Genomic DNA, 23,153 nt, shown 5'->3' with positions numbered 1-23,153 from the left:
CTTGACCCAGGGGCCCAATACCCGAGTTCGGCAATAGGCTACCGCGCCGGTCAGGCGTTGTGCGCCGTCAGGCTTTCTTAAGTCCGGCGGGCCGACAATCCATGAGCATTTTTGCAAACATCTTCACGAGGTTACCCATGTCTGTTTCCACTCGCCGAGTCTTCATGCTTCAGGTCGCCGCTGGCGGCGCCGCTCTCGCGGCGGCCAGCGCCCATGCGCAAGCCGCGCCTATGGTCGGCGAAAAAGACGCCCAGGCCATGTCGCTTGGCTACGCCGCCGACACCACCAAGGTGGATGCCAAGAAGTACCCCAAGCACGCCGCCACCCAGCAGTGCAGCAACTGCGCGCTCTACACCGGCAAGGCTGGCGAAGCATCGGGCCCATGTGGCATCTTCCCCGGCAAGCACGTGGCTGCCAAGGGCTGGTGCTCTGCCTACGCGAAAAAGGCCTGAGCGTTTCAGTCAGGTCGAACCGGTCCCCGGTCGGCCTGATGGTGCCACCTCAACCAGAGGTCGGCACTGTGCAGTGCGCCTGCGAGCGCCAGCCACAGGGCAGGCATGGCCCAGCCGCCATCGGCCAAGCTGCTGCGCAGGGCGAAGATCAGGCACAGACCGGAGCCCAGATTGAGCAGGTAGGCGCGAAACCAGGTGTGGCGCCCGGTCACCTGTACCAGCCAGGCCATGATCAGTACCTCGGCCAGCACGATGGCCAGGGCCAGATCAACCCAGCGGCCGGTGCTCCAGAGTTCTTGCATGGTCGTCATGACGACTAGACCCGTGCCAGCCCGAGCAGGTGGCTCAGATCCTTGAAGAAGATGCGCACATGCGCCATCGGTTTCTTGCGGGTAAGGCGCTTGTTCATGTACGAATCGAATGTCAGTTGCTGCACGTCGCGGTCCTCGCAGATCTTCACGAAACGCTCGCGCCGCTTTTCGCTGCTGTACCAGAACCACTGCAGGATGCCCAGCACCCAGAACACCTGGCCGTGCAGCTTCATGAAGCGCTTGCGGGCCAGCTGGAGCGATTTCACATCGCCAGTCAGCAGCAGCGCGTGCACAGCTTCTGCGGCGAGCTGTCCGCCCACCATTGCGTAGTAGATGCCTTCGCCAGACGCCGGTGCGACCACGCCAGCGGCGTCACCGGCCAGCACCAGGTCGCGCCCGTTGTCCCAGCGCGGCAGCGGCTTCATGGGTATGGGCGCGCCTTCGCGCCGCAGTGTTTCCGCTTCCGCCAGTCCGCTGGTCTCGCGCATGCGTTGCACCGAGCTTTTGAGCGAGAAGCCCTTGTCGGCGCTGCCGGTGCCCACGCTCAGCGTGTCGCCGTGCGGGAAAACCCAGCCGTAGAAATCGGGTGAAAAACGCCCTTGGTAGTACACATCGCAGCGCGCGTCGTCGTAATCAGCTGGGCGCTGTGCGCTTTCGGGTGCGCGCACGATCTCGTGGTACGCAAAGACGTAGCGCGTGCGTTCAGCGCCTGGCACGCAACCCTGCCGCGCGACACCCGAGCGAGCGCCGTCGGCGCCGATGATGCTGCGCGCCCGCACCTGGGCTGGCAGGCTCTCGCTGCCACGCTTCCCCTCGCGTACGTGGTAGTGCACCACGCTCACGCCATCGCTGTCGCGGCTGAGGCGATCAAAATTGCCCGTGCGGCGCACCGCGCCCGCGTGCTCGGCACGCGCGCGAAGCCACTCGTCAAAAGCTTCGCGGTTCACCATGCCTACAAAACCGTTGTCAATGGGGATGTCGACGTGTTTGGATGAGGGCGCGATCATGCGCGCGCAGCGCGCCTTGGCAACCAGCAGCGCGTCGGGAATCTCGAAGTCCTGGATCAGGCGGGGCGGGATGGCGCCACCGCAGGGCTTGATGCGACCGCCGCGGTCGAGCAGCAGCACCGAGTGGCCTTGTTTCGCGAGTTCGTGCGCCGCGGTAGCCCCCGACGGGCCGCCACCGATCACCACCACATCGAAGGTTTCTTGGGTGTTCATGACAATTGCCTTGTGTAAAGGCCGCCGCTCAGGGGCTGGCCGGGGTGGGGAAATGCAGGCGGGTACGCGTTGCATGCGGGGAGGTAGTGGTCGAGATGCGCCAGGCTAGTACGGCCGACAGCAGGAAGACGGCGCCTTCGAGCGCAAACACGCTGGCGTAGGCGCTGCCCGGCAGAGCGAGCAGGTGGTGCGCCAGATCGCTGGCGCCGGTTCCGATGAGCCCACCAATACCAAAGGCCATCGCCTGCGCCGCACCCCACAGGCCCATGCGGATGCCGGCGCGCGCAGGGCCGCCCTGGTGTGCCAGTCGCATCATCGAACCGATGGCGCCGATGGAAAACGCGCCGTTCGCCACGCCCAGCGCAAACACGTTGAGCTTGAGCGGCCAGCCCGCACCTTGCAGTCCCGCCAGCATCAGACCAAGCAGCGCGAGCGCCGACGCGATGCAGCCCCCCACCGTCCAGGCCCGCAGGGATCCTATGTGGCGCAGCACAGGGTGCGCTGACCAGCGAGCGGCGATGGCGCCCGCGAGCGCCACCAGCAGCATGCCGGCCAGCACGCCGCCGTGCTGCACGCCCGCCAGCTGCGTGGACGCGCCGGGTGTGTATCCATGCACCGCCCCAGCAAATGGCTCCAGGATCAGATCCTGGGCGCTGTAGGCCAGCATGGAGACGAACACAAAAATGGTGAATCGTCGGGCTACCGGTTCGGCCCAGACCTGCGCCAGGGCTTCTCGGAAGCGGGGCTTGGGCGCGGCGCTGCTGACGAGCGCAGCGGGGTCGGTCGTCTCGTGACCTTCCAGACCACGCACCGCCAACACGGAAATGATCCAAGCCGCGACCGACACGGTGGCCGTCACCAGCAGCAGGCGCTGTGGCGAATAGGGGTCGAGGAAGTGGCCGGCCAGCCCGGCGGTGAGTGCAAAGCCAGCGATCATCATCATCCAGACCATCGTGGCCGCACCGCCGCGCCGGCCTTCGGGCACGCGCTTGGCCAGAAGCACCAGCAGCGAGGTGCCGCTGGCGCTCACGCCAAGACCCACGAGTGAAAATCCCAGCACCGCGAGCGCCAGGCCAGCGCCCGGCTGACTGGCCATCCAGACCGTGGCCAGGGCCGACAGCACGCCTCCCAGCGCCAGCACCGCCATGCCGCCGATGATCCAAGGCGTGCGCCGCCCGCCCACGTCGGAGCCGTGACCCATGCGCGGGCGTGCGATCTGCACCGCGTAGTGCAGCGCAACCAGCAGCCCGGGCAGCAAGGCGGGCAGGGCGAGCTCAACCACCATCACCCGGTTCAGGGTGGAGGTGGTCAGCACCACGATGGCACCCAGGCAGGCTTGAGCCACGCCCAAGCGGGCCACGCTGCCCCAGCCGAAGGGCCTCATGCGCCAGCCCCCAGGCCGCGCAGCGCGAAGGCGCTCACCATCATGCCGGCCACGAACAGGGGCACGCCAAAGCCGCTGTACCAAAGAGCGCGCGCCGTCGGGTCGGCCAGGAAGCGCAGCATCATCGCGCCTTGCGCCACGAGCAGGGCCGCCACTGCCAGCGCGTGCCATGGCTGGCCCCATGACAGCAGCAGTGCGATCACCACCAGTTGTGGCAATGCCATGAACCAACAAGCCACGCGCGCGGCGCGGTCCACGCCGAGTTGCACCGGCAGCGAGCGCACGCCCATCTGGCGGTCACCGGCAACCGCCTTGAAATCGTTGAGTGTCATGATGCCGTGGGTGCCTGCGCTGTACAGCGCGGCCAGCACCAGCGATTCACCGCCGGGCATGGCCCCACCGGCCATGACCGCCGCGCCGGTCACCCAGGCAATGCCTTCGTAGCTAATGCCGCAGGCGGCGTTGCCCCACCAGCCGTTTTCTTTGAGCCGCACGGGCGGTGCACTGTAGGCCCAGGCCAGCAGCAGACCCAGCGCGGCCGCGCCAAAACCCCAGGGCCCCAGCACCGTAGCAACGGCCAGCGAAATGGCGGTCCAGAGAATGGCGAGATAAAGACCCCAGCGACCTGGCATACGGCCAGAAGGGATGGGGCGTTGTGGTTCGTTGATGGCGTCGACATGGCGGTCAAACCAGTCGTTCACAGCCTGGCTTGTGGCACACACCAAGGGGCCAGCCAGTGCAATGCCCACGATGGCCAGCAGCCAGCGCCCGTCCATCGAGACGCCCGAGGCCACGACGCCGCAGGCAAAGGCCCACATGGGTGGGAACCAGGTGATGGGTTTGAACAGCTCGGTGACGGCTGACAGGGCGGGGCGGGCCATGCGCAAGGTTGTACACCTTACACATTGGAGTGTCAATTAAATATGACAGTCACCAGCGAGGCAACAAGGGCTTGCGCGCGCATGCTCAAGACCTCGTCGTGGGACCAGCCCAAAAAGGTTCCGCCAGACAAGCTGGCGGAAGGCGTTTGAGCGAGCGGGCGGACTCAGTGCACGTCTTCGCTCGTGCCCTCAAGGATGCCGAATCGGCGCAGCTTGATATAGAGGCTCTGACGCGAAAGGCCCAGCATTTCAGCTGCCGAGGCGCGGTTGTCGCCGGTGAGTTCAAGGGCGGCCTCGATGCACAGCTGCTCGATCAAGTCGGTGGTCTCGCGCACGATATCCTTGAGTGGCAGGCGGCCCACCAGCTCGGTCATCTGGCTGGCCGAGCGCGGCAGTTCCTTGGCCAAACGGCCTTCGTTGACCAGCCGGCGCCCCATGTCGCGGATGGTGAAGCCCAGGCAGCGCTGGCTGCCCGTGTTCACCGCGACCGCGGAGATTTCCACCTCCGCCGTCGAGCCATACTCGCCGCGCAGCTGCGTGGCGAACAGGCGCACCGCACCATGCTGACGCAGGTTGGACAGCAGCACCCGGAAATCCACCCCGGTGCGCCCCAGCCACTTGTCGAGCAGTTCGCCACGCGCCTGGTCTTCGCTGCCGAGTTGGCCCAGATCGAGAAACGCGCGGTTGGCGCTGAGCACGCGGCCTTCGGGGTCTGTGACCACGAGCGCATCGGGCGCGCCCTCCATCACCTGCAGCAGCAGCTGGCGTGCGCGGGAGGCGCTCGTGGGAGTGGCGTCCTGGGGCTTGGAAAAGCGCAGCAGAAAATGCTGGGAGTTCTCCTGCCGGAATTGCGAAGCCGACAGGACCAAGTCCTCCACCCCATCCACCAAGCGAACCATGACGGGCTCGGCCCTGCCGCTGGCCCGCAGCCTTTCCAGCAGATCGCGAACGACCTGCTGGCTGGCAGGTTCCAGGCTCTGATTCAGCGTCCAGCCCGATACTTGAGCGCGCTCGCCGAACAGCTCGTAAGCCGCCGGGTTGGCTTCTTCCAGCTTGTCGATCGAGCCCTCCAAAATGAGCACGGGCTCGGAGGCCATCTGGAACAGCAGGCGGTAGCGGGTCTCGACCTGACGAAGCCGCCAGTAGTCGCGCTCCATGGACTGCTGAGCATTGACCAGGCGCTGCTGCAGCGCCACTTGAGGACGCAAGTCACGGCCAAAAGCCACCGAATGGCTGGCTTGGCCATCATCGTCGGCGCGGCTGACCGGCACCAGGGCGTAAGACAGTGGCAGTTCGCCGCCATCTCTGAGGATGTGGTTCACATGACGCCACCGCACGCCATCGCTGGTCGGCTCACCGCGGCCCTTGAGCAGGGCCTCGATCTTGCTGTGGCTCTCGTCGTTCACGGTGTCGGTCCAGCGCTGGCCTACCCATGCTCCGCAACCGGCGGTGACGAGTTCGTCATTGGCAAGGGAAATGTCCCGGATCACGCCTTGCGCGTCCAGGATCAGCACCACATCGGCCGATGCGGTGATCAATTCAGCAGCGACATCGGCGCTCAACTGGCCAAGGAATTGCCCTGGCATATTGAAACGCCGCTGGGCCGAGACGGGCAGAGCCTGCGTCATGGAGTGCTTTCTGGGTAAGGGCGGGGTTTGGTGAGTGTCAACAGAACAAACTTTCTATGCTTATATACGTAAATGACTGTCTGACACCAGTTTTTCCGCCTGTACCGGTGCCCGGGGACCATCGGTGATGATGGCGTCGGCCTGCACCGTGGCCCCTACTTCCGGCTGCAGCAGGAAGGCGGGACCGCCGCAAATGATAGAAATCTGGGGATTGACGCTGACCTCCCGCACGAGGTTGATAGCGGCTGACAGTTTGGGTGCGCCGCCCACAGCACCGAGCGAAAAGCCGACCACGTCGTACCAGTCTTTCTTGACCATGATGGCCGCGGCATCGGTGGCAAGAAAGCTGGTCACCACGTCCCAGCCAGCACGGTGGAAAAACTCCGCCACAAGCGACAGGCCAAATGTGTGCTGCTCGCCCGGGCAAGGCATGAGCAGGATGCGCCGGCCTTCTGCGCTGTGGTGCGAGCCATTGAACTGTCCAAAGGACGCGCTGTTTTCACGCAGCACCTTCTGCAGCCGGCCCAGACCCACCGTCACCTCGGTAAAGGTGCAGAGGTCACGCTCCCACATTTCGCCCAGGTGTCGGGCCACGGGAGCCAGCAGGTCGAGGAAGATCGCCTCGACCGGAACACCCCGGTCGCGCAGCGCGATCACGCAGTCGCGCACCACGTTGTCTTCTTCGTGCAGCACCAGCTCTGCGAACAGGGCCACGTCTTCGGGCGTGACACGCTGGTTGGTGGTGAGCGGATGTTCGGCGCATTCCTGAGGCACGCGGTGAGCCAGCATCAGGCGCGGAATGATTTCGTACTCGACCGCTTTGGCCAGCAACACGGCACGCAAGCCGTCGTCGTTGGAGGCTTCTTCGCTATCGGATCGAAGCAGGTCGCCGATGACGGGCGGACCGGTTGAGGCGGGGCCATCGCCGGCCCGTTCGTTGGTGGCAGCGAGTGGTGTGTCTTCGGGTTGAGGTGAGGAATGCCTCGAGATAGACCCCATGTTCCGTGTCTCCTTTGCGCTTGTGCGCTTGTGCCGATTCACGCATGGGCCACGGTCATTGCCGGTGCTTTCTTACGCCATCAGATGGTTTGCGTAACGAAATTCCTGGAGAGCAGCGCTGAAGTCTTGCCCAGATGTGCTGACTACCCAGAAGAGGTTTTACCTGTGTCAACCCAACCCGTCAAAGCAATTCAATTTGCCCGTACAGAAAACTTTACTATGGCGGCCGAAATTGTCAATAAAAATATACGTCAATAAAAGTTGACACTTTCCTCGGGAAGCTCTAAATTGGCCTCCAGCAAGAACCAAGGAGACCCGCCAGATGCATTCCGATACGCCGCGCACCCCGGTTGTGCGCCCGCTTTACACCCCGCAGGAGCGGCAGCGTCGCGACGCCACGGTGTGGACGCTGGTGCAGGGCGTGCTGGCGCCGGTTCAATTTCTGATCTTCGCGGTCAGCCTAGTGCTGGTGCTGCGATTTCTGCTGACGGGCGAAGGGCAAGGCGCTGCCACCGCCTCGGTGGTGGTCAAGACCCTGGCGCTCTACGCCATCATGGTCACCGGCTGCATCTGGGAAAAGGTGGTTTTCGGTCGCTACCTGTTCGCGCCCGCCTTCTACTGGGAAGACGTCTTCAGCATGGCGGTGCTGGCCTTGCACACCGCCTACCTGCTGGCGCTTTGGTTGGGCTGGCTCACGCCGCAAGGCTTGATGCTGCTGGCACTGGCCGCTTACGCCGCCTATGTGATCAACGCGGCTCAGTTCCTGCTCAAACTGCGCGCGGCGCGCCTGCAGCAAAGCGGTGAAGCGCTGGCGCGTGGCCCCTCGGGAGCCGCAGCGTGAACGCGGTGATCCCGATCCAGCCTGCCGCGATGGGGTGCACCGACGCGCCCGTGCTGCGCGAGCGGGGGCAGCGTGAGGTTTTCTGCGGCCTGACCGGCATCATCTGGCTGCACCGCAAGATCCAGGACGCATTCTTTCTCGTGGTCGGCTCGCGCACCTGCGCTCACCTGATCCAGTCCGCCGCCGGCGTGATGATCTTCGCCGAGCCGCGCTTCGCCACCGCCATCATCGACGAGCGCGACCTAGCCGGTCTGGCCGACTGCAACGACGAGCTGGACCGGGTTGTGACCCGCCTGCTGGCGCGCCGCCCAGAGATCAAGCTGCTGTTCCTGGTCGGATCCTGCCCCTCCGAGGTCATCAAACTCGACCTGTCCCGCGCAGCCCAGCGCCTGTCCAGCCAGTTTCTGCCGAGCGTGCGGGTGCTGAACTACTCGGGCAGCGGCATCGAGACCACCTTCACCCAAGGCGAAGATGCTTGCCTGGCCTCGCTCGTACCCAGCCTGCCACCGGCGAAAGCCGACGCGGCGCCGGCGCTGATGGTGGTGGGTGCGCTGGCTGATGTGGTCGAAGACCAGTTCACCCGGCTGTTCTCGGCGATGGAGCTTGGCCCGGTGGCATTTTTTCCGCCGCGCCACGCCGACCGCCTGCCTGCCGTTGGCCCCAACACCCGCTTCTTGCTGGCCCAGCCTTTCCTCGCCGACACCGCTGCCGCGCTGGAAGCGCGCGGCGCCTGCCGCCTCAGCGCCCCGTTCCCGCTGGGCGTCGAGGGCACGACCGCGTGGTTGCGCGCCGCCGCCGACGCCATGGGCGTGGCTGCCGAGCGCTTTGACCAAGTGACCTTACCCGCCCGCGAGCGCGCTCAAAGCGCCTTGGCTCGCCAGCGCACGCAGCTGGCCGGCAAACAGATCTTTTTCTTTCCTGACTCGCAACTCGAAATCCCACTGGCACGCTTTCTGTCGCGCGAGCTCGGCATGTTGCTCACCGAAGTCGGCACGCCGTACCTGCACCGCCAGCACCTCGCGCCCGAGCTGACGCTGCTGCCGACTGGCACCGTGCTTTCTGAAGGCCAGCATGTGGACAACCAGCTGGACCGCTGCCGAGCTGCCCAGCCCGACATCGTCGTGTGTGGCCTGGGTCTGGCCAATCCATTGGAGGCCGAGGGCTTCACGACCAAGTGGTCCATCGAACTCGTGTTCACGCCCATCCAGGGTTACGAGCAGGCCGCCGATCTAGCCGAGCTGTTCAGCCGGCCGCTGTTGCGCCGGCAAAAAATCCATCCCACACCAGCCGCGAAGCCACCGGGCAGCACGACGGCGGTCAACGCCGTCGGGGTTTAAGCCATGCAACTCACGCTCTGGACCTACGAAGGACCGCCCCACGTGGGCGCCATGCGCGTGGCCACGGCGATGCAAGGCGTGCACTACGTGTTGCACGCGCCCCAGGGCGATACCTACGCCGATCTGCTGTTCACCATGATCCAGCGCGACGCCAAACGCCCGCCGGTCACCTACACCACCTTCCAGGCGCGCGACCTGGGGGGCGACACGGCCGAGCTGTTCAAGAACGCCGCCAAAGAAGCCTTTGAGCGATTCCAGCCGCAGGCCATGATCGTCGGCGCTTCTTGCACCGCCGAGTTGATCCAGGACGATCCGGGTGGCCTGTGCAAGGCGCTGGACCTGCCGGTGCCCGTGGTGCCGCTGGAGCTGCCTTCGTACCAGCGCAAGGAAAACTGGGGCGCGGCGGAAACCTTTTATCAACTTGTGCGCCACCTCGCCGACAACTCGGTGAAGCGCGCGTCACGCGAACCCGGCCAGCGCGCCCGCTGCAACATCCTGGGCCCGACCGCGCTGGGATTTCGCCACCGGGATGACCTGCGCGAAGTCACCGGTCTGCTGACGCAGCTGGGGGTGGACATCAACGTGGTGGCCCCGCAGGGCGCCACGCCTGCCGACCTCGCGCGCCTGGGCGATGCCGACTTCAACGTCGTGCTCTACCCCGAAATCGCCAGCGTGGCAGCCGGCTGGTTGCAGCGAACCTTTGGTCAGCCCGCCACCCGAACCGTGCCCATCGGCACCGGTGCCACGCTCGACTTCATCCGCGAAGTGGCGGCGCTAGCAGACGTGAATCCCGAGCCGGTGCTGGCCTGTGCCGACGCCCGCGCCCCGTGGTATGCACGCTCGGTCGATTCGACCTACCTCACCAGCAAGCGTGTTTTCGTGTTTGGCGATGCCACCCATGTGGTGGCCGCCGCGCGCATCGCGCAGGACGAGATGGGCTTCACGGTGGTTGGCCTTGGCACCTACAGCCGCGAGTTTGCACGCGAGGTGCGCGAGGCGGCCAAGCTGTACGGCGTCGAGGCCCTGATCTGTGACGACTACCTGGACGTGGAAGCGCGCATCGCCGAGCTGCAGCCCGAGCTGGTGCTGGGCACGCAGATGGAGCGCCACATCGCCAAGCGCCTGGGCATTCCCTGCGCGGTGATTTCGGCCCCGGTGCATGTGCAGGATTTTCCGGCGCGCTATTCACCCCAGATGGGTTTTGAGGGCGCCAACGTGCTGTTCGACACCTGGGTGCACCCGCTCATGATGGGCTTGGAAGAGCACCTGATCGGTATGTTCCGTGGCGATGCAGAGTTCCACGAAGATGCCGCGCCGTCGCACCTGGGTGGCTCGGTGTCCCGGCCCGCCGCAGGGGTCCAGGTGACAGTGGATGAGGCTATCGATGCGCCAGATGAGCTTGCCACCGCAGAGGCCGATCAGGCCATTGCCGCCGCAGCCAGCAGCTCGGCGCAAGCGGTGGCCACTTGGTCGGCCGACGCCGAAAAAGAACTGCGCAAGATTCCATTTTTTGTTCGCGGCAAGGCCCGCCGCAACACAGAGCACTACGCCAGGGACAAGGGCCTGCCCGTCATCACGTTAGAGACCCTCTACGATGCCAAAGCCCACTTTAGCCGCTGACCAACCCGGCGCGCAAACGATGCGCGTGGTGCTGGTCACCATGGACAGCCACCTGGCCAGCGCCGCCGCGCGGGCACACCGCCAACTGGCGCGTGCCCTGCCGGGCTTGTCGCTCAGCGTGCACGCCGCCGCCGAATGGACCGACGAGCCCGAGGCGCTGCGGCGCTGCATTGACGACATCGCGCGCGGCGACGTCGTGATCTGCACCATGCTGTTCATGGAAGACCACTTCCTGCCGGTGTTGCCCGCTCTGCAGGCGCGGCGCGACGCCTGTGACGCCATGGTCTGCCTGATGTCGGCCACTGAGGTCACGCGCCTCACGCGCATGGGCCGTTTCGACATGAGCGGTCCAGTCAGCGGGCCTATGGCGTTTCTGAAAAAGCTGCGCGGCAAAGGTACGGCCGACGTCAACGCCTCACCGGAAGACAAGAGCACCGCTGGCGCGCGCCAGATGCGCATGCTACGCCGTCTGCCCAAGATCCTGCGTTTCATCCCAGGCACGGCGCAGGACGTGCGCGCCTATTTCGTGTCCATGCAGTACTGGCTGGCCGGTTCTGAGGAAAACATGGTGAGTCTGGTGCAGTTTCTGGTGTCGCGCTACGCCGCGGGTTCGCGTGCTGGTTTGAAGGCTCGCTGCAACGTGGTCGCGCCGCTGGACTACCCCGAGGTGGGCGTGTATCACCCACGCATGAAAGCGCGCTTGTCGGCCGATGTGTCGGCACTGCCCCGCGTAGCCATCACCGGCCAGCGCGGCACGGTGGGCTTGCTGGTGATGCGCTCCTATTTGCTGGCGGGTAACACCGGGCACTACGACGGCGTGATCACCGCGCTGGAAGCGCGCGGCCTGCGCGTGATTCCGGCCTTTGCCACCGGGCTTGACAACCGGCCTGCGATCGAGGGCTACTTCCTGAAAGAAGGTCGCCCGGTGATCGACGCTCTGGTCTCGCTCACCGGCTTTTCGCTGATTGGCGGGCCTGCTTACAACGATGCCCATGCCGCTGAAGAAGTGCTGGCCCGGCTGGATGTGCCTTATCTCGCGGTCACGCCAGTGGAGTTCCAGACGCTGGACCACTGGGGCGGCTCAGCCCGGGGGCTGTTGCCAGTGGAATCCACGATGATGGTGGCGATTCCCGAGCTGGACGGCGCTACAGGCTCCATGGTGTACGGCGGTCGCGGCGGTGCGGCTTCGGTGCAGTGCATTGGTTGCAGCAAAGGTTGCCACTTCGACAACCCGCAAGACGTGCACGACATGCAGACCTGCAGCGAGCGTGCCGATGCGCTGGCGGCGCGCGTCGGTCGCCTGGTCGATCTGCGTCGATCGGATCGCGCCGGGCGCAAGGTGGCGGCGGTCATCTTCAACTTTCCCCCCAATGCCGGCAACACCGGCACCGCCGCTTTTCTGGGCGTGTTCGAGTCGCTTTACAACACTCTGGCCGCGATGCAGCGCCAGGGCTACACGGTGGAGCTACCGGCCAGCGTGGACGCCTTGCGCGAGCGCATCATCACCGGCAACGCCGCGCAATACGGTGCGCCAGCCAATGTGCACGCCCTCATCGGTGTGGACGATCATGTGAAGCGCGAGCGTCACCTGCGTGAGATCGAAGCCCAATGGGGCCCTGCGCCGGGCCAGCAGCAAAGCGATGGCAGCCGCATCTTTGTGATGGGCGAGCGCTTTGGAAATGTGTTCGTCGGCATCCAGCCCGGGATGGGCTACGAAGGCGACCCGATGCGCCTGCTGTTCGAGCAAGGCTTCGCACCGACTCATGCCTTTTCCGCTTTTTATCGCTGGATTCGCGAAGACTTTGGTGCCCACGCCGCGCTGCACTTCGGCACCCACGGCGCGCTGGAATTCATGCCCGGTAAACAGAACGGCCTGAGCGCCCTGTGCTGGCCCGATCGCCTGATCGGCGACCTGCCCAACATGTACCTCTACGCGTCGAACAACCCGTCGGAAGGTACGATCGCCAAGCGCCGCGCCGCCGCCACCCTCATCAGCTACCTCACGCCGCCGGTGGCGCAGGCGGGGCTGTACCAGGGGCTTCTTGAACTCAAGGATTTGCTGGAGCGTTTCCGCAGCCTTGAGCCCGAGGCCGCCGACGAACGCGACGAGCTGGCTGAACTCATTCACACGCAAGCGCAGGCGCTGGACCTGTGCGACGAACACGACGGCTGGGCCGGCGACCGCGACGCCTGCCTGGTCCGCCTGAACGCCGCGGTGCTGGAACTGGAGTACACGCTCATTCCCTGCGGCTTGCACGTTGTCGGTCAGGCACCGAGCGCCAGTGAGCGCATCGACATGCTGCTGTCCTGCGCCGAAGCCAGTCATGGTCTGATCGGCCAGAGCAGCGCGCTGCGAGAAGGTGTGCAGCGACTGGTGGATGGCGGGAGCGCCGAGGAGGCTGCCGCGCACACACTGACCAGCTTGCAGTCTGCCAGTTCGGCGCCCGTGGACGCCGCCACTGTGTCAGCGCTGATGACCGAGCTCGCCCGCATCGACGGCATGCTGGTGCAAGACCATGAGATCGAGGGCATTCTTCGCGCGCTGGATGGCCGTTTCCTGCGGCCCGCTCCCGGCGGTGATTTGCTGCGCACGCCGGCCATCCTGCCCACGGGCCGCAACGTGCACGGCTTCGATCCGTTTCGTATCCCCAGCGCCTACGCCGTCAAGGACGGCGCGCGCCAGGCCGAGCGGTTGCTGGCGCGCCACATGGCCGACGGCAATGCCTTCCCCGAGTCCATTGCCATGGTGCTATGGGGCACCGACAACTTGAAGAGCGAGGGCGGCCCGATCGGCCAGGCGCTCGCCTTGATGGGTTCGCGTCCGCGCTTCGACAGCTATGGCCGCCTGGCAGGAGCCGAGCTGATCCCGCTGATTGAGCTGGGTCGTCCGCGGGTTGACGTGGTGATCTCCCTCTCGGGCATCTTCCGCGACCTGCTGCCGCTGCAGATCCGCCTGCTGGCCGAAGCAGCATTCATGGCCGCCAGCGCCGACGAGCCGGTGGCCGAGAACGCGATTCGCCGCCACGCGCTGGCCTACCAGGCTCAACACGGCGTGGACCTGGAAACCGCCTCACTGCGCGTGTTCGGCAACGCCGAAGGCGCCTATGGCTCCAACGTAAACAGCCTGATTGACAACAGCCGCTGGGAAGACCCCGACGAGCTGGCCGAAACCTACAGCCGCCGCAAAGGTTTTGCGTACGGGCGTGGCGGCCGCCCGGTGCAGCACAGCCAGTTGCTCAGCAGTGTCCTGGCCGATGTGAACCTGGCATACCAGAACCTCGATTCGGTGGAGCTGGGCGTGACCACGGTCGACACCTATTTCGACACCCTGGGAGGCGTGAGCCGAGCCATTCAGCGCGCCAAGACCCGCCAGCACGGTAGCGCCGCCGAAGTGGCGCCGGTCTACATCGGCGACCAGACGCGCGACAGCCATGGCGGCGGTACGGTGCGCACGCTGGGCGAGCAGGTCGCTTTGGAAACCCGCACCCGCATGCTCAACCCCAAGTGGACCGAGGGCATGCTCAAGCACGGCTTCGAGGGCGTGCGCCAGATCGAAGTGCACCTCACCAACACCATGGGCTGGTCGGCCACCACAGGTCAAGTCCAGCCCTGGGTGTACGAGCAACTGACACAGGCTTTTGTGCTCGACCCTGCCATGCGCGAGCGCCTGGCCAAACTCAACCCCACCGCGTCCGCGCGTGTGGCCAGCCGCCTGATCGAGGCGTCTGAGCGCCAGTTCTGGCAACCCGACCCCGAGGTGCTGAAGGCACTTCGTCTTGCCAGCGAAGAGCTGGAAGACCGGTTGGAAGGCATCTTTGAAGGAGCCCCCGCATGATCACCGAATCCACCGTGCCGCTGACCGACCTGAGGCGTGCCTCAGGCCGCGCCGGTCGAGCCGATGGCGAAGGCAGCCTGCAGGTGCAGCTTGACCCTTCTGTCAAGATCGGCAACGCCAAGGTCTTTGCCATCTATGGCAAGGGGGGCATCGGCAAGAGCACCACCAGCTCCAACCTGTCCGCTGCGTTCTCCCACCTCGGCAAGCGGGTGCTACAGATAGGCTGCGACCCCAAGCACGACAGCACCTTCACCCTGACGAAGAAGATGCTGCCTACCGTGATCGACGTGCTGGAAACGGTGGATTTCCACGCCGAAGAACTGCGTGTGGAAGATTTTGTATTCCCGGGCTACAACGGTGTGATGTGCGTCGAGGCGGGCGGCCCGCCAGCGGGTACCGGCTGCGGCGGCTATGTGGTCGGCCAGACCGTCAAGCTGCTGAAAGAGCACCATCTGCTGGAAGACACCGACGTGGTGATCTTTGACGTGCTGGGCGATGTGGTGTGCGGCGGTTTTGCCGCGCCCCTGCAGCACGCCGACCGCGCACTCATCGTGACCGCTAACGACTTCGATTCCATCTTTGCGATGAACCGCATCGTGCAGGCGATTGGCGCCAAGGCGAAAAACTACAACGTGCGCCTGGGCGGCGTGATCGCCAACCGCAGCGCGGCCACTGACCAGATCGACAAGTACAACGACCAGATCGGCCTCAAGCTCGCTGCGCACTTCCCCGACCTGGACGTGATCCGCCGCAGCCGTCTGAAAAAGTCGACCTTGTTCGAGATGGAGACCTCGCCCGAGCTGGAAGCGGTGAAAAAAGAGTACATGCGTCTGGCCGCCTCGCTCTGGGCTGGCGTGGAGCCGCTGGCTGCGGTACCCATGAAGGACCGCGACATCTTCGACCTGCTGGGTTTTGACTGATCGGGACACACAGATGAAAACTTCAAACGCCAACTACCTGGAGCGGCGCTCCGAGATCGAAAACTATTTCGATCGCACCGCTGCGCAAGCCTGGGAGCGCCTGACCTCCACCGCGCCGGTCGGCCGCATCCGCGCCTCGGTGCGCGCTGGACGCGACCAGATGCGCGACACCTTGCTGGGATGGCTGCCGGCTGACATGCGCGGCCTGCGCTTGCTGGATGCTGGTTGCGGCACCGGCGCGCTGGCTATGGAAGCCATGCAGCGCGGCGCCGAGGTGGTCGCTATCGACCTCTCGCCCACGCTGGTGCAACTCGCCCGCGACCGCAGCACCACGCTCGCCCCCAACGGCAGCGGTGGCAGCGTGCAGTTCCTGTCTGGCGACATGCTGGACGATGCGCTGGGGCACTTTGATCACGTGGTGGCGATGGATTCCTTGATCCACTACGACACGCCCGATATCACGCAGGCCTTGCAGCGCCTTTCGCAACGCACGCGCAGCAGCATGCTGTTCACCTTTGCGCCGCGCACGCCGCTGCTGGCTGCCATGCACAGCGTGGGGCGCTGGTTTCCGCGGACCGACCGTTCTCCGGCGCTCACGCCGGTGTCGCAGTCGGTGTTGCGCCTGGGGCTGCTGCGCGGTATCGGGTCCGATGGTTGGAGTGAACGCCGATGCGAGCGAGTGGCCAGCGGCTTCTACACCTCACAGGCCTGGGAGTGGACGCGGTGAACCTAACCAAGCTGCTCTCACCCGCCTGGGCGATGAAAATCACCCAGCGCTATGTGCCGTTTGCCGACGCTGCGTCGAGCGAACTGCCCTTGGGTCGGCTGCTTCGCCTCTCCCTGTTCCAACTGTCCATCGGCATGACCATGGCCCTGCTGGTGGGCACGCTCAACCGCGTAATGATCGTGGAGCTCGGGGTTCCCGCTTGGTGGGTCGCGCTGTCGGTGGCGTTGCCGCTGGTGTTCGCACCGCTGCGCGCTCTCATTGGCTACCGCAGCGACACGCACCCCTCGGCCCTGGGCCTCAAGCGTATGCCCTACATGTGGATCGGCACTCTGCTCATGTTTGGTGGCCTGGCCATCATGCCTTTTGCCTTGCTGCTGCTTTCACTGCCCGCCGGGCATGGCATGGAAGTCTGGGCTGGTCGTGTGGGCGCCGCGCTGGCCTTTCTGCTGGTCGGTGCGGGCATGCAGATCACCCAGACTGCCGGCCTGGCCCTGGCCAGCGACATCTCGGCGGAAGACAAGCGCCCTCGTGTCGTGGCGCTCCTGTACGGCACGCTGCTGGTGGGCATGATCCTGGGCAGCGGCCTGCTGGGCTGGGTACTGCAAGACTTCAGCCCCACGCGCCTGGTTCAGGTGGTGCAGGGCGCTGCGGTGCTGGTGGCGGTGCTCAACATCACCTCGCTCTGGAAGCAGGAGCCGCGGCGGGCCAGGCGCGGTGCGCGCGCGGCCAATGGCTTCAGCCAGAGCTGGGCTCGGCTGATGGCCATGCCCAAGATTCGCCGCTTTCTATGGACCGTGGGTCTGGGCACGGTGGCGTTCAGCATGCAGGACGTGGTTCTGGAACCCTATGGCGGCCAGGTGCTGGGCATGAACGTGGGACTCACCAGCGCACTTACCGCCATGAGCGCGGGCGGCGCCTTGCTCGCATTTGCGCTGTCGGCCCGCATCTTGGGTAAGGGGCTGGACACCATCCGCCTCGCCGCCATCGGTGCCTTGCTGGGTTTGCCCGCGTTTGCCCTGGTGATCTTTTCGGCGCCAATGGCCTCGCCTCTGATGTTCCAGATCGGCGCTGCGCTGATCGGATTTTCCGGTGGCCTGTTTTCGGTCGGCATGTTGCTGACCGCCATGGCCTTTCCCGAGCGTGAACTCACCGGCCTGGTGCTGGGGGCCTGGGGCGCAGTGCAAGCGACCGCCGCTGGCGTGTCTATGGCGTTGGGCGGCGTGCTGCGCGATGCCGTCTCGGCCCTGGCCACGGGCGGCTGGCTGGGTGAGGTGCTGAACTCACCCGTCACCGGCTACAGCTTCGTGTTCCACCTGGAAATCTATTTGCTCTTTGTCGTGCTGATTGCACTGGGCCCGCTGGTCCGGCGCAGCGGTTCGGCACCGTCCCGATCCGCGCAACCCATCGGCCTGGCCGAACTGCCCGGCTGAGCCATCTCTATTTCTCCCCATCACCGAGCCCCGTACCCACCGAAGGAGTATCACCATGGAAACAGGCGCCATCACCCAGTATGTCGACGTCGCACAGCTCGTGCTGTACGCGTTCTGGGCCTTCTTTTTTGGCCTCATTTATTACCTGCAGCGCGAAAGCCACCGCGAGGGTTACCCGATGGACCCCGGTCGCGAGAACGGCCCCAAGATCGATGGCTGGCCGTCGGTCGAGTCCAAGACTTACAAGCTGGCCGATGGCCGCGAGATGCTCAGCCCCGACCCGAACCGCGTCGATGGCACTTACCACGGTCAGCCCAGCCACGGTTGGATCGGTGCACCGTTGGAGCCAGTGGGCGATCCGCTGCTGGCCGGTGTGGGTCCTGGCGCCTGGGCCGCGCGGGCTGACCATCCCGACATGACCTTTGAGGGTGAGCCCAAGATCGTGCCGCTGCGCGTGGCCGATGACCACGGCGTGGCGGTGCAGGACACCGACCCGCGGGGCCTGTCGGTGTTCGGTGCCGATGGCGAGGTGGCCGGTACGGTCAAAGACCTGTGGGTTGACCGCTCGGAGATGATGTTCCGCTACATTGAGCTCGATCTGCCGAGCGGCCGTTCGGTGCTGCTGCCGATGAACTTCGCGCGCATCAAGAAGAGCGGCATCTACGTGCACGCCTTGCTGGCCGAGCAGTTCGTCAACGTGCCCGGGGTGCGCACACCCAACCAGATCACGCTGCTGGAAGAAGAAAAGATCATGGCTTACTTTGGCGCCGGCCTGCTGTACGCCACACCCGATCGCCAGGAGCCGCTGGTATGAACGCGCACCACGAACATGAGTTCGAGGCAGCCCCCGGCTTGCCCGAGCCGCTACCGAAGGGTGAGCGCCTGTTGTGGCAAGGCAGTCCCAACTGGGTGCAGCTGGCGCTGCACGCCTTCCATGTTCGCAAGCTGGCGCTGTACTTCGTCGCCATGCTGGCGGTGCAATGGTTGTACCTGCTGGGCGACCCACAGGCGGCGCTCCTGCGCCCGTTGCTCACCAGTGTCGTGATGGCTTCGCTGGCTCTCGGCCTGCTATGTCTTACCGCTTGGTTCTCGGCGCGCACCACGCTCTACAGCCTCACCGACCGCCGCGTCATCATGCGCGTCGGCATCGTGCTCACGCTGACCTTCAACCTGCCGCTCAGGCAGATCGCGGGCGCCTCGATCAAGCCCTACGCTGACGGCCAGGGCGACATCGCAATCGCCCTCAAAGGCGAAGACCGCATCGCCTGGCTCAACCTCTGGCCCCACGCGCGCCCCTGGCAGCTCAAGCGACCCGAGCCCAGCCTGCGTTGTTTGCCGGACGCCGCGGCGGTGGCCGCTCGCCTGCAGACCGCCTGGCAGCTGGCCAACCCGACCGAGCAAGTGGTTGTGGGTGCAGAGGCTGCTGGGGTGGACATGCCGTTGCCGGTTCGGGTGCGTGCGGTGCGTGATCCGTCCATGCCTCACCACACGGCGGCGGTATGAGCGCGCAATACTCCGCGCCGCTCGGCACGGGAACCCCTTGGCCGATCTGGCTGATTGGCGCGGTGCTGGTGTCCACGCTGGCTGGCGTGGCCTGGGAGCGCCATGTCAGCGGTGGCGTGATTGCCAGTGAGACCCCTGCTGTCGCCTGGCAGCAGACCCTGCGCTTTGAAGACCGCCCCAACGGCGATGTGGCCGCGATTGACGCCGCCAGCGGCCAGGAGGTGGCGCGGTTCAAGGGCGAGCAAGGTTTTGTTCGGGGCAGCCTGCGTGCCCTGGCGCGCGAGCGGGCAACTCGTCAGCTTGGCCCTGAAGCCCCGTTTGAACTGATCGGCCATGTGGACGGCCGCGTCACTTTGCGTGACACCGCCACCGGCGAGCGCATCAACCTCGAATCCTTCGGCCCGACCAACGCCGCGGTCTTCAGCCAGCTGCGCTGGGCCCAACCCACCCAAGGAGTGAAGCCATGAACCCAGTTCTCGATACCGCCCGCACCGACACCCAGACCGACCATGTGGCTCTGCTGATGGACTCGATGGACGCCACCAAGGATTCCACCGCCCGCGCCGCGCAAGACACCATGCTCACGCCGCGCTTCTACACCACCGATTTCAAGGCCATGGACGCGCTCGACGTCACGCCGGTACGTGCCGAGTGGGACAAGATGATGGCCGAGTACGAGGGCGACAACAACCAGGACCACTTCAAGCGCGATGCTGCGTTTGCCGAGGAGCTCAAGGTCCTCGTGCCCCAGCTCTCGCCCGAATTGCGAAAGGAGTTTCTCGATTTCCTCATCAGCTCCTGCACTTCCGAGTTCTCCGGCTGTATCCTCTACAACGAGATCCGCAAGAACATCAGCAACCCCGACATCAAACAGCTGATGGCCTACATGGCGCGCGACGAATCGCGTCACGCTGGCTTCATCAACCAGTCGCTCAAGGATTTCGGTCTCGGCATCGACCTCGGCGCACTGCGCAAGACCAAGGCCTACACCTACTTCAAACCCAAGTACATCTTCTACGCCACCTACCTGAGCGAGAAGATTGGCTACGCACGTTACATCACTATCTTCCGCCAGCTCGAACGTCATCCCGACAAACGTTTTCACCCGATCTTTCGCTGGTTCGAGCGCTGGTGCAACGACGAATTCCGCCATGGCGAATCGTTTGCGCTCATGATGCGCGCCCAGCCTCACCTGCTGACTGGTGTCAACAAGCTCTGGATCCGCTTCTTCATCCTCGCGGTCTACGCCACCATGTACGTGCGCGACCACACGCGGCCGATGCTGCACGAGGCCATGGGTTTCGAGTCCACCGAATACGATTACGCGGTTTTCCGCATTACCAGCGACATCTGCCGCCAGGTGTTCCCGGTCGAGGTCGACATCGACCACCCGGTGTTCCGCCGCTGCATGGACCGCCTGCTGGCGATCTCGCTGGAAAACGACAGGGCGCGCGAACGCGGTGGCATGGTGGGTGCGGTGCAGCGAGCCAGCTGCGCGGTGCGCGCGTTTTTCACCTTCGGCCGGTTGTACCTGGTGCCGGTGATCCAGCGTGAACTGCCCAAGGACATCCGGCTGGAACCAGTCTGGTGAGCCTGAGCGTTTGAAATGATCGACACCTTGGCTGATTTCACCGACTCACTCACTGCACCCGCGCTGTTCGCGTTGGTGTGCTGGTGGTTCGGCACGGGTGCGCTGTTGTGGCTGGTGCGCCGGCCGGTGGCCAGTTTCCGCTGGAGCCTGTTGGCGTTCTCCGGACTGCTGGGAGCCAGTTTTTGGACCACCTGGCAAAGCATGCAGGCCCACACCGTGGCCAACGCCTACCTAGCGTTCGCCAGCGTGATCGTCATGTGGAGCTGGCACGAACTGGCGTTTCTCACTGGTTGGCTGGCTGGGCCTCGCAAGTTGCCTCTGCAGGCTGGCGCCACCGGCGCGAAGCGCCTCGCGCAGTCGCTGCAGGCTGTGCTGTGGCACGAACTGGCCTTGTTGGCTAACTTTGGCCTGTTGTGGTGGATGCAGCAAGGCCAGCCCAGCCACACCGCCATCTGCACTTTCGCTTTGCTGTGGTGCATGCGCGCCTCGGCCAAGCTCAACCTGTTCCTGGGCGTTCCCGAGGTTGGCGAACAGTACCTGCCCAAGCACCTGGTCTACCTGGGCTCCTACTTTAAGCGGGGGCCGGTTACCGCTTTTTTTTATGTGACGGTGGGCGGCGCCTGCGGGGTCTGGGCCTGGATGCTCTGGCAGGTGCCAGGCGGTGACGCGGCCATCACCACCGGCTGGGTGCTGCTGGCGGCACTGTTGGGGCTGGCCATCGTCGAGCATGTGCTCATGGTGCTGCCGGTACCCATGCAAAAACTCTGGGGCTGGGCGATGTCGCAGCGGCCCGCCAAACCGTTCACCAAAGCCGGAAAAGTCCAGGTCATCTCACCCAGCACCCGCCCGGTGATCAAACCAGACTGACGCTTTCGCATGAACGCTTTTCGCACCGAAGAAGACCGCTGGGAATTGCCTCCCTCGGCCACTCCCCAGTCGCCTCAACACCCACCTGGCACGCCGCACGCCGTCATCATCGGCAGCGGCTTTGGTGGCCTGGCGTCAGCGGTTCGCCTGGCTGCCAAGGGCTGGCGGGTCACGGTGCTGGAGAAGCTCGATGCGCCCGGTGGCCGCGCCTATGTGCACCATCAGGGCGGCCATGTGTTCGACGCCGGCCCGACCATCATCACCGTGCCGTTTCTGTTTGACGAACTCTGGGCTCTGGCGGGCAAGCGCCGCAGCGACGACGTCGAGTTGCGTTCGCTCGATCCGTTCTACCGCATTCGCTTTGACGACGGCGACCACTTCAATTACAGCGGCGATCCGGACAAGCAGCGCGCCGAGGTGCGCCGCATCAGCCCGAGCGATGCGGCGGGCTACGAGCGCTTCATGGCAGAGGCTGACTATTGCTACAAGCTCGGCTTCGAGGCTCTGGGCGCCAAGGCATTCGACACCGTAGGCGACCTCATCAAGGCCAGCCCCGCGATCTTCCGCATGCGCGGCTGGCGCAGTCTGCACGCCATGGTGGCCAGCCATATCAAGCACCCCAAGCTACGTATCGCGATGAGCCTGCAAAGCCTGCTGATCGGCGGCAATCCGTTTTCGGTCACCTGCATTTACAGCCTCATCAACGCGCTGGAACGCCAGTGGGGCGTGCATTGGGCGGTCGGCGGCACCGGCAAGCTGGTGCAAGGTCTGGCAGGCCTTTTGAAGGGGCAGGGCGGCACGCTGCGCTGCAACGCCGAGGTGCGGCGCATCGATATTGAAAACGGCCGGGCGCGCGGCGTCACCCTGGCCAGCGGTGAACACATCGCCGCCGACATCGTGATCTCCAACGGCGACACCGCGTGGACCTACCGCAACCTCGTGGCGCCCGAGCACCGCCGCCACTGGACCGACCGCCGCATCGATCGCGGGCGCTATTCCATGAGTCTGTTCGTCTGGTACTTCGGCACCAAGCGCCAGTACCACGACGTGCCTCACCACACCATGCTGCTCGGACCGCGTTACAAGGAGCTGCTGAAAGACATCTTCCGCCGCCATAAGCTGGCACCTGATTTCAGCCTTTACCTGCACCGCCCCACAGCGACCGACGCCAGCATGGCGCCACCCGGTCACGACACCTATTACGCGCTGGCACCGGTGACGCATCTGGACAGCGGCACGGACTGGGCCGAGCAAGCGGAGCCCATGCGCCGCGCGGTGGCCGAGGTGCTGGACCGCACGGTGATGCCTGGGTTTGAGCAGCAGCTCAGCGCCTCCTTCGTGCGCACGCCGCAAGACTTTCACGACCGCCTGCTGTCCTTCAAGGGCGCGGCCTTTGGCCTGGAGCCGTTGCTGATGCAAAGCGCCTGGTTCCGCCCGCACAACCGCAGCGAAGATGTGGACGGCCTTTACATGGTGGGCGCGAGCACCCACCCGGGAGCCGGTGTGCCGGGTGTGCTTATGTCGGCCAAGGCGCTTGACTCGGTGGTGCCCCACGCCCAGTTGTATGCCCAGGCCCGTGCGGCCCAAGGCGCATGATGCCGAGCTCC

General features: G+C 65.2%; 20 protein-coding genes. 14 read left to right on the top strand and 6 right to left on the bottom strand.

Annotation, left to right across the window (positions count from 1 at the left end; all coding sequences use genetic code 11):
- Positions 1-137 precede the first annotated feature (137 nt).
- Positions 138-452, top strand: coding sequence for a high-potential iron-sulfur protein (locus tag GPT34_RS12005; RefSeq protein WP_291012694.1), 315 nt, complete (start codon positions 138-140; stop codon positions 450-452).
- A gap of 5 nt (positions 453-457) precedes the next feature.
- On the opposite strand, the gene GPT34_RS12000 is transcribed toward GPT34_RS12005, so the two are convergent.
- From GPT34_RS12000 to GPT34_RS11975, 6 genes are all read right to left on the bottom strand, one after another.
- On the bottom strand, positions 458-763 hold the full coding sequence (locus GPT34_RS12000) for a hypothetical protein (protein ID WP_291012691.1): 306 nt from the start codon (positions 761-763) through the stop codon (positions 458-460).
- 5 nt (positions 764-768) lie between these two features.
- Positions 769-1,983: a geranylgeranyl diphosphate reductase gene (locus GPT34_RS11995; protein ID WP_291012688.1), complete on the bottom strand. Its 1,215-nt coding sequence runs from the start codon at positions 1,981-1,983 to the stop codon at positions 769-771.
- Positions 1,984-2,011: 28 nt separating this feature from the next.
- Positions 2,012-3,367 (bottom strand): BCD family MFS transporter, encoded by a 1,356-nt coding sequence (locus GPT34_RS11990; RefSeq protein WP_291012685.1) that lies wholly within the window; start codon positions 3,365-3,367, stop codon positions 2,012-2,014.
- On the bottom strand, positions 3,364-4,248 hold the full coding sequence (chlG, locus tag GPT34_RS11985) for a chlorophyll synthase ChlG (protein ID WP_291012682.1): 885 nt from the start codon (positions 4,246-4,248) through the stop codon (positions 3,364-3,366). Before chlG ends, GPT34_RS11990 begins: the two co-directional genes overlap by 4 nt.
- Positions 4,249-4,412: 164 nt before the next feature.
- Entirely contained in the window at positions 4,413-5,876 is a 1,464-nt protein-coding gene (gene ppsR, locus GPT34_RS11980; protein WP_291012680.1) for a transcriptional regulator PpsR, read from the bottom strand.
- 60 nt (positions 5,877-5,936) lie between these two features.
- Positions 5,937-6,875: a cobalamin B12-binding domain-containing protein gene (locus GPT34_RS11975; protein ID WP_291012677.1), complete on the bottom strand. Its 939-nt coding sequence runs from the start codon at positions 6,873-6,875 to the stop codon at positions 5,937-5,939.
- A 322-nt stretch (positions 6,876-7,197) separates the two neighbouring features.
- Here GPT34_RS11975 and bchF point away from each other — a divergent pair, with 322 nt between their 5' ends.
- From bchF to GPT34_RS11910, 13 genes are read left to right on the top strand one after another with little or no spacing between them, the layout of a single operon-like run.
- On the top strand, positions 7,198-7,716 hold the full coding sequence (bchF, locus tag GPT34_RS11970; protein WP_291012674.1) for a 2-vinyl bacteriochlorophyllide hydratase: 519 nt from the start codon (positions 7,198-7,200) through the stop codon (positions 7,714-7,716).
- The gene (locus GPT34_RS11965) at positions 7,713-9,053 is read left to right on the top strand and encodes a ferredoxin:protochlorophyllide reductase (ATP-dependent) subunit N (RefSeq protein WP_291012671.1); all 1,341 of its coding nucleotides are present in this window, start codon (positions 7,713-7,715) and stop codon (positions 9,051-9,053) included. The genes bchF and GPT34_RS11965 overlap by 4 nt, the downstream gene beginning before the upstream one ends.
- Before the next feature lie 3 nt (positions 9,054-9,056).
- The gene (gene bchB / locus GPT34_RS11960; protein ID WP_291012669.1) at positions 9,057-10,673 is read left to right on the top strand and encodes a ferredoxin:protochlorophyllide reductase (ATP-dependent) subunit B; all 1,617 of its coding nucleotides are present in this window, start codon (positions 9,057-9,059) and stop codon (positions 10,671-10,673) included.
- On the top strand, positions 10,648-14,508 hold the full coding sequence (locus GPT34_RS11955; RefSeq protein WP_291012666.1) for a magnesium chelatase subunit H: 3,861 nt from the start codon (positions 10,648-10,650) through the stop codon (positions 14,506-14,508). The genes bchB and GPT34_RS11955 overlap by 26 nt, the downstream gene beginning before the upstream one ends.
- Positions 14,505-15,428 (top strand): ferredoxin:protochlorophyllide reductase (ATP-dependent) iron-sulfur ATP-binding protein, encoded by a 924-nt coding sequence (bchL, locus tag GPT34_RS11950; protein ID WP_291012663.1) that lies wholly within the window; start codon positions 14,505-14,507, stop codon positions 15,426-15,428. The genes GPT34_RS11955 and bchL overlap by 4 nt, the downstream gene beginning before the upstream one ends.
- A gap of 13 nt (positions 15,429-15,441) precedes the next feature.
- Complete coding sequence (gene bchM, locus GPT34_RS11945) at positions 15,442-16,155, top strand: magnesium protoporphyrin IX methyltransferase (protein ID WP_291012660.1); 714 nt, start codon at positions 15,442-15,444, stop codon at positions 16,153-16,155.
- A 32-nt stretch (positions 16,156-16,187) separates the two neighbouring features.
- Positions 16,188-17,585: a BCD family MFS transporter gene (locus GPT34_RS11940; RefSeq protein ID WP_291012657.1), complete on the top strand. Its 1,398-nt coding sequence runs from the start codon at positions 16,188-16,190 to the stop codon at positions 17,583-17,585.
- A gap of 55 nt (positions 17,586-17,640) precedes the next feature.
- Positions 17,641-18,399, top strand: coding sequence for a photosynthetic reaction center subunit H (gene puhA / locus GPT34_RS11935; RefSeq protein ID WP_291012656.1), 759 nt, complete (start codon positions 17,641-17,643; stop codon positions 18,397-18,399).
- Entirely contained in the window at positions 18,396-19,088 is a 693-nt protein-coding gene (puhB, locus tag GPT34_RS11930; RefSeq protein WP_291012653.1) for a photosynthetic complex putative assembly protein PuhB, read from the top strand. Before puhA ends, puhB begins: the two co-directional genes overlap by 4 nt.
- Positions 19,085-19,555, top strand: a complete 471-nt coding sequence (gene puhC, locus GPT34_RS11925) for a photosynthetic complex assembly protein PuhC (RefSeq protein ID WP_291012651.1) — start codon at positions 19,085-19,087, stop codon at positions 19,553-19,555. Before puhB ends, puhC begins: the two co-directional genes overlap by 4 nt.
- On the top strand, positions 19,552-20,679 hold the full coding sequence (gene acsF, locus GPT34_RS11920) for a magnesium-protoporphyrin IX monomethyl ester (oxidative) cyclase (protein ID WP_291012649.1): 1,128 nt from the start codon (positions 19,552-19,554) through the stop codon (positions 20,677-20,679). Before puhC ends, acsF begins: the two co-directional genes overlap by 4 nt.
- Positions 20,680-20,694: 15 nt before the next feature.
- On the top strand, positions 20,695-21,546 hold the full coding sequence (gene puhE, locus GPT34_RS11915; protein ID WP_291012647.1) for a putative photosynthetic complex assembly protein PuhE: 852 nt from the start codon (positions 20,695-20,697) through the stop codon (positions 21,544-21,546).
- Between the two features lie 9 nt (positions 21,547-21,555).
- Entirely contained in the window at positions 21,556-23,142 is a 1,587-nt protein-coding gene (locus GPT34_RS11910) for a phytoene desaturase (RefSeq protein WP_291012645.1), read from the top strand.
- Positions 23,143-23,153: the final 11 nt, after the last annotated feature.

It is taken from the genome of Hydrogenophaga sp. (assembly GCF_011390835.1).
Lineage (GTDB): Bacteria > Pseudomonadota > Gammaproteobacteria > Burkholderiales > Burkholderiaceae_C > Hydrogenophaga.
The sequence above is the reverse complement of the archived record's forward strand: the minus strand, read 5'-3'. Positions and strand labels throughout refer to the sequence as shown.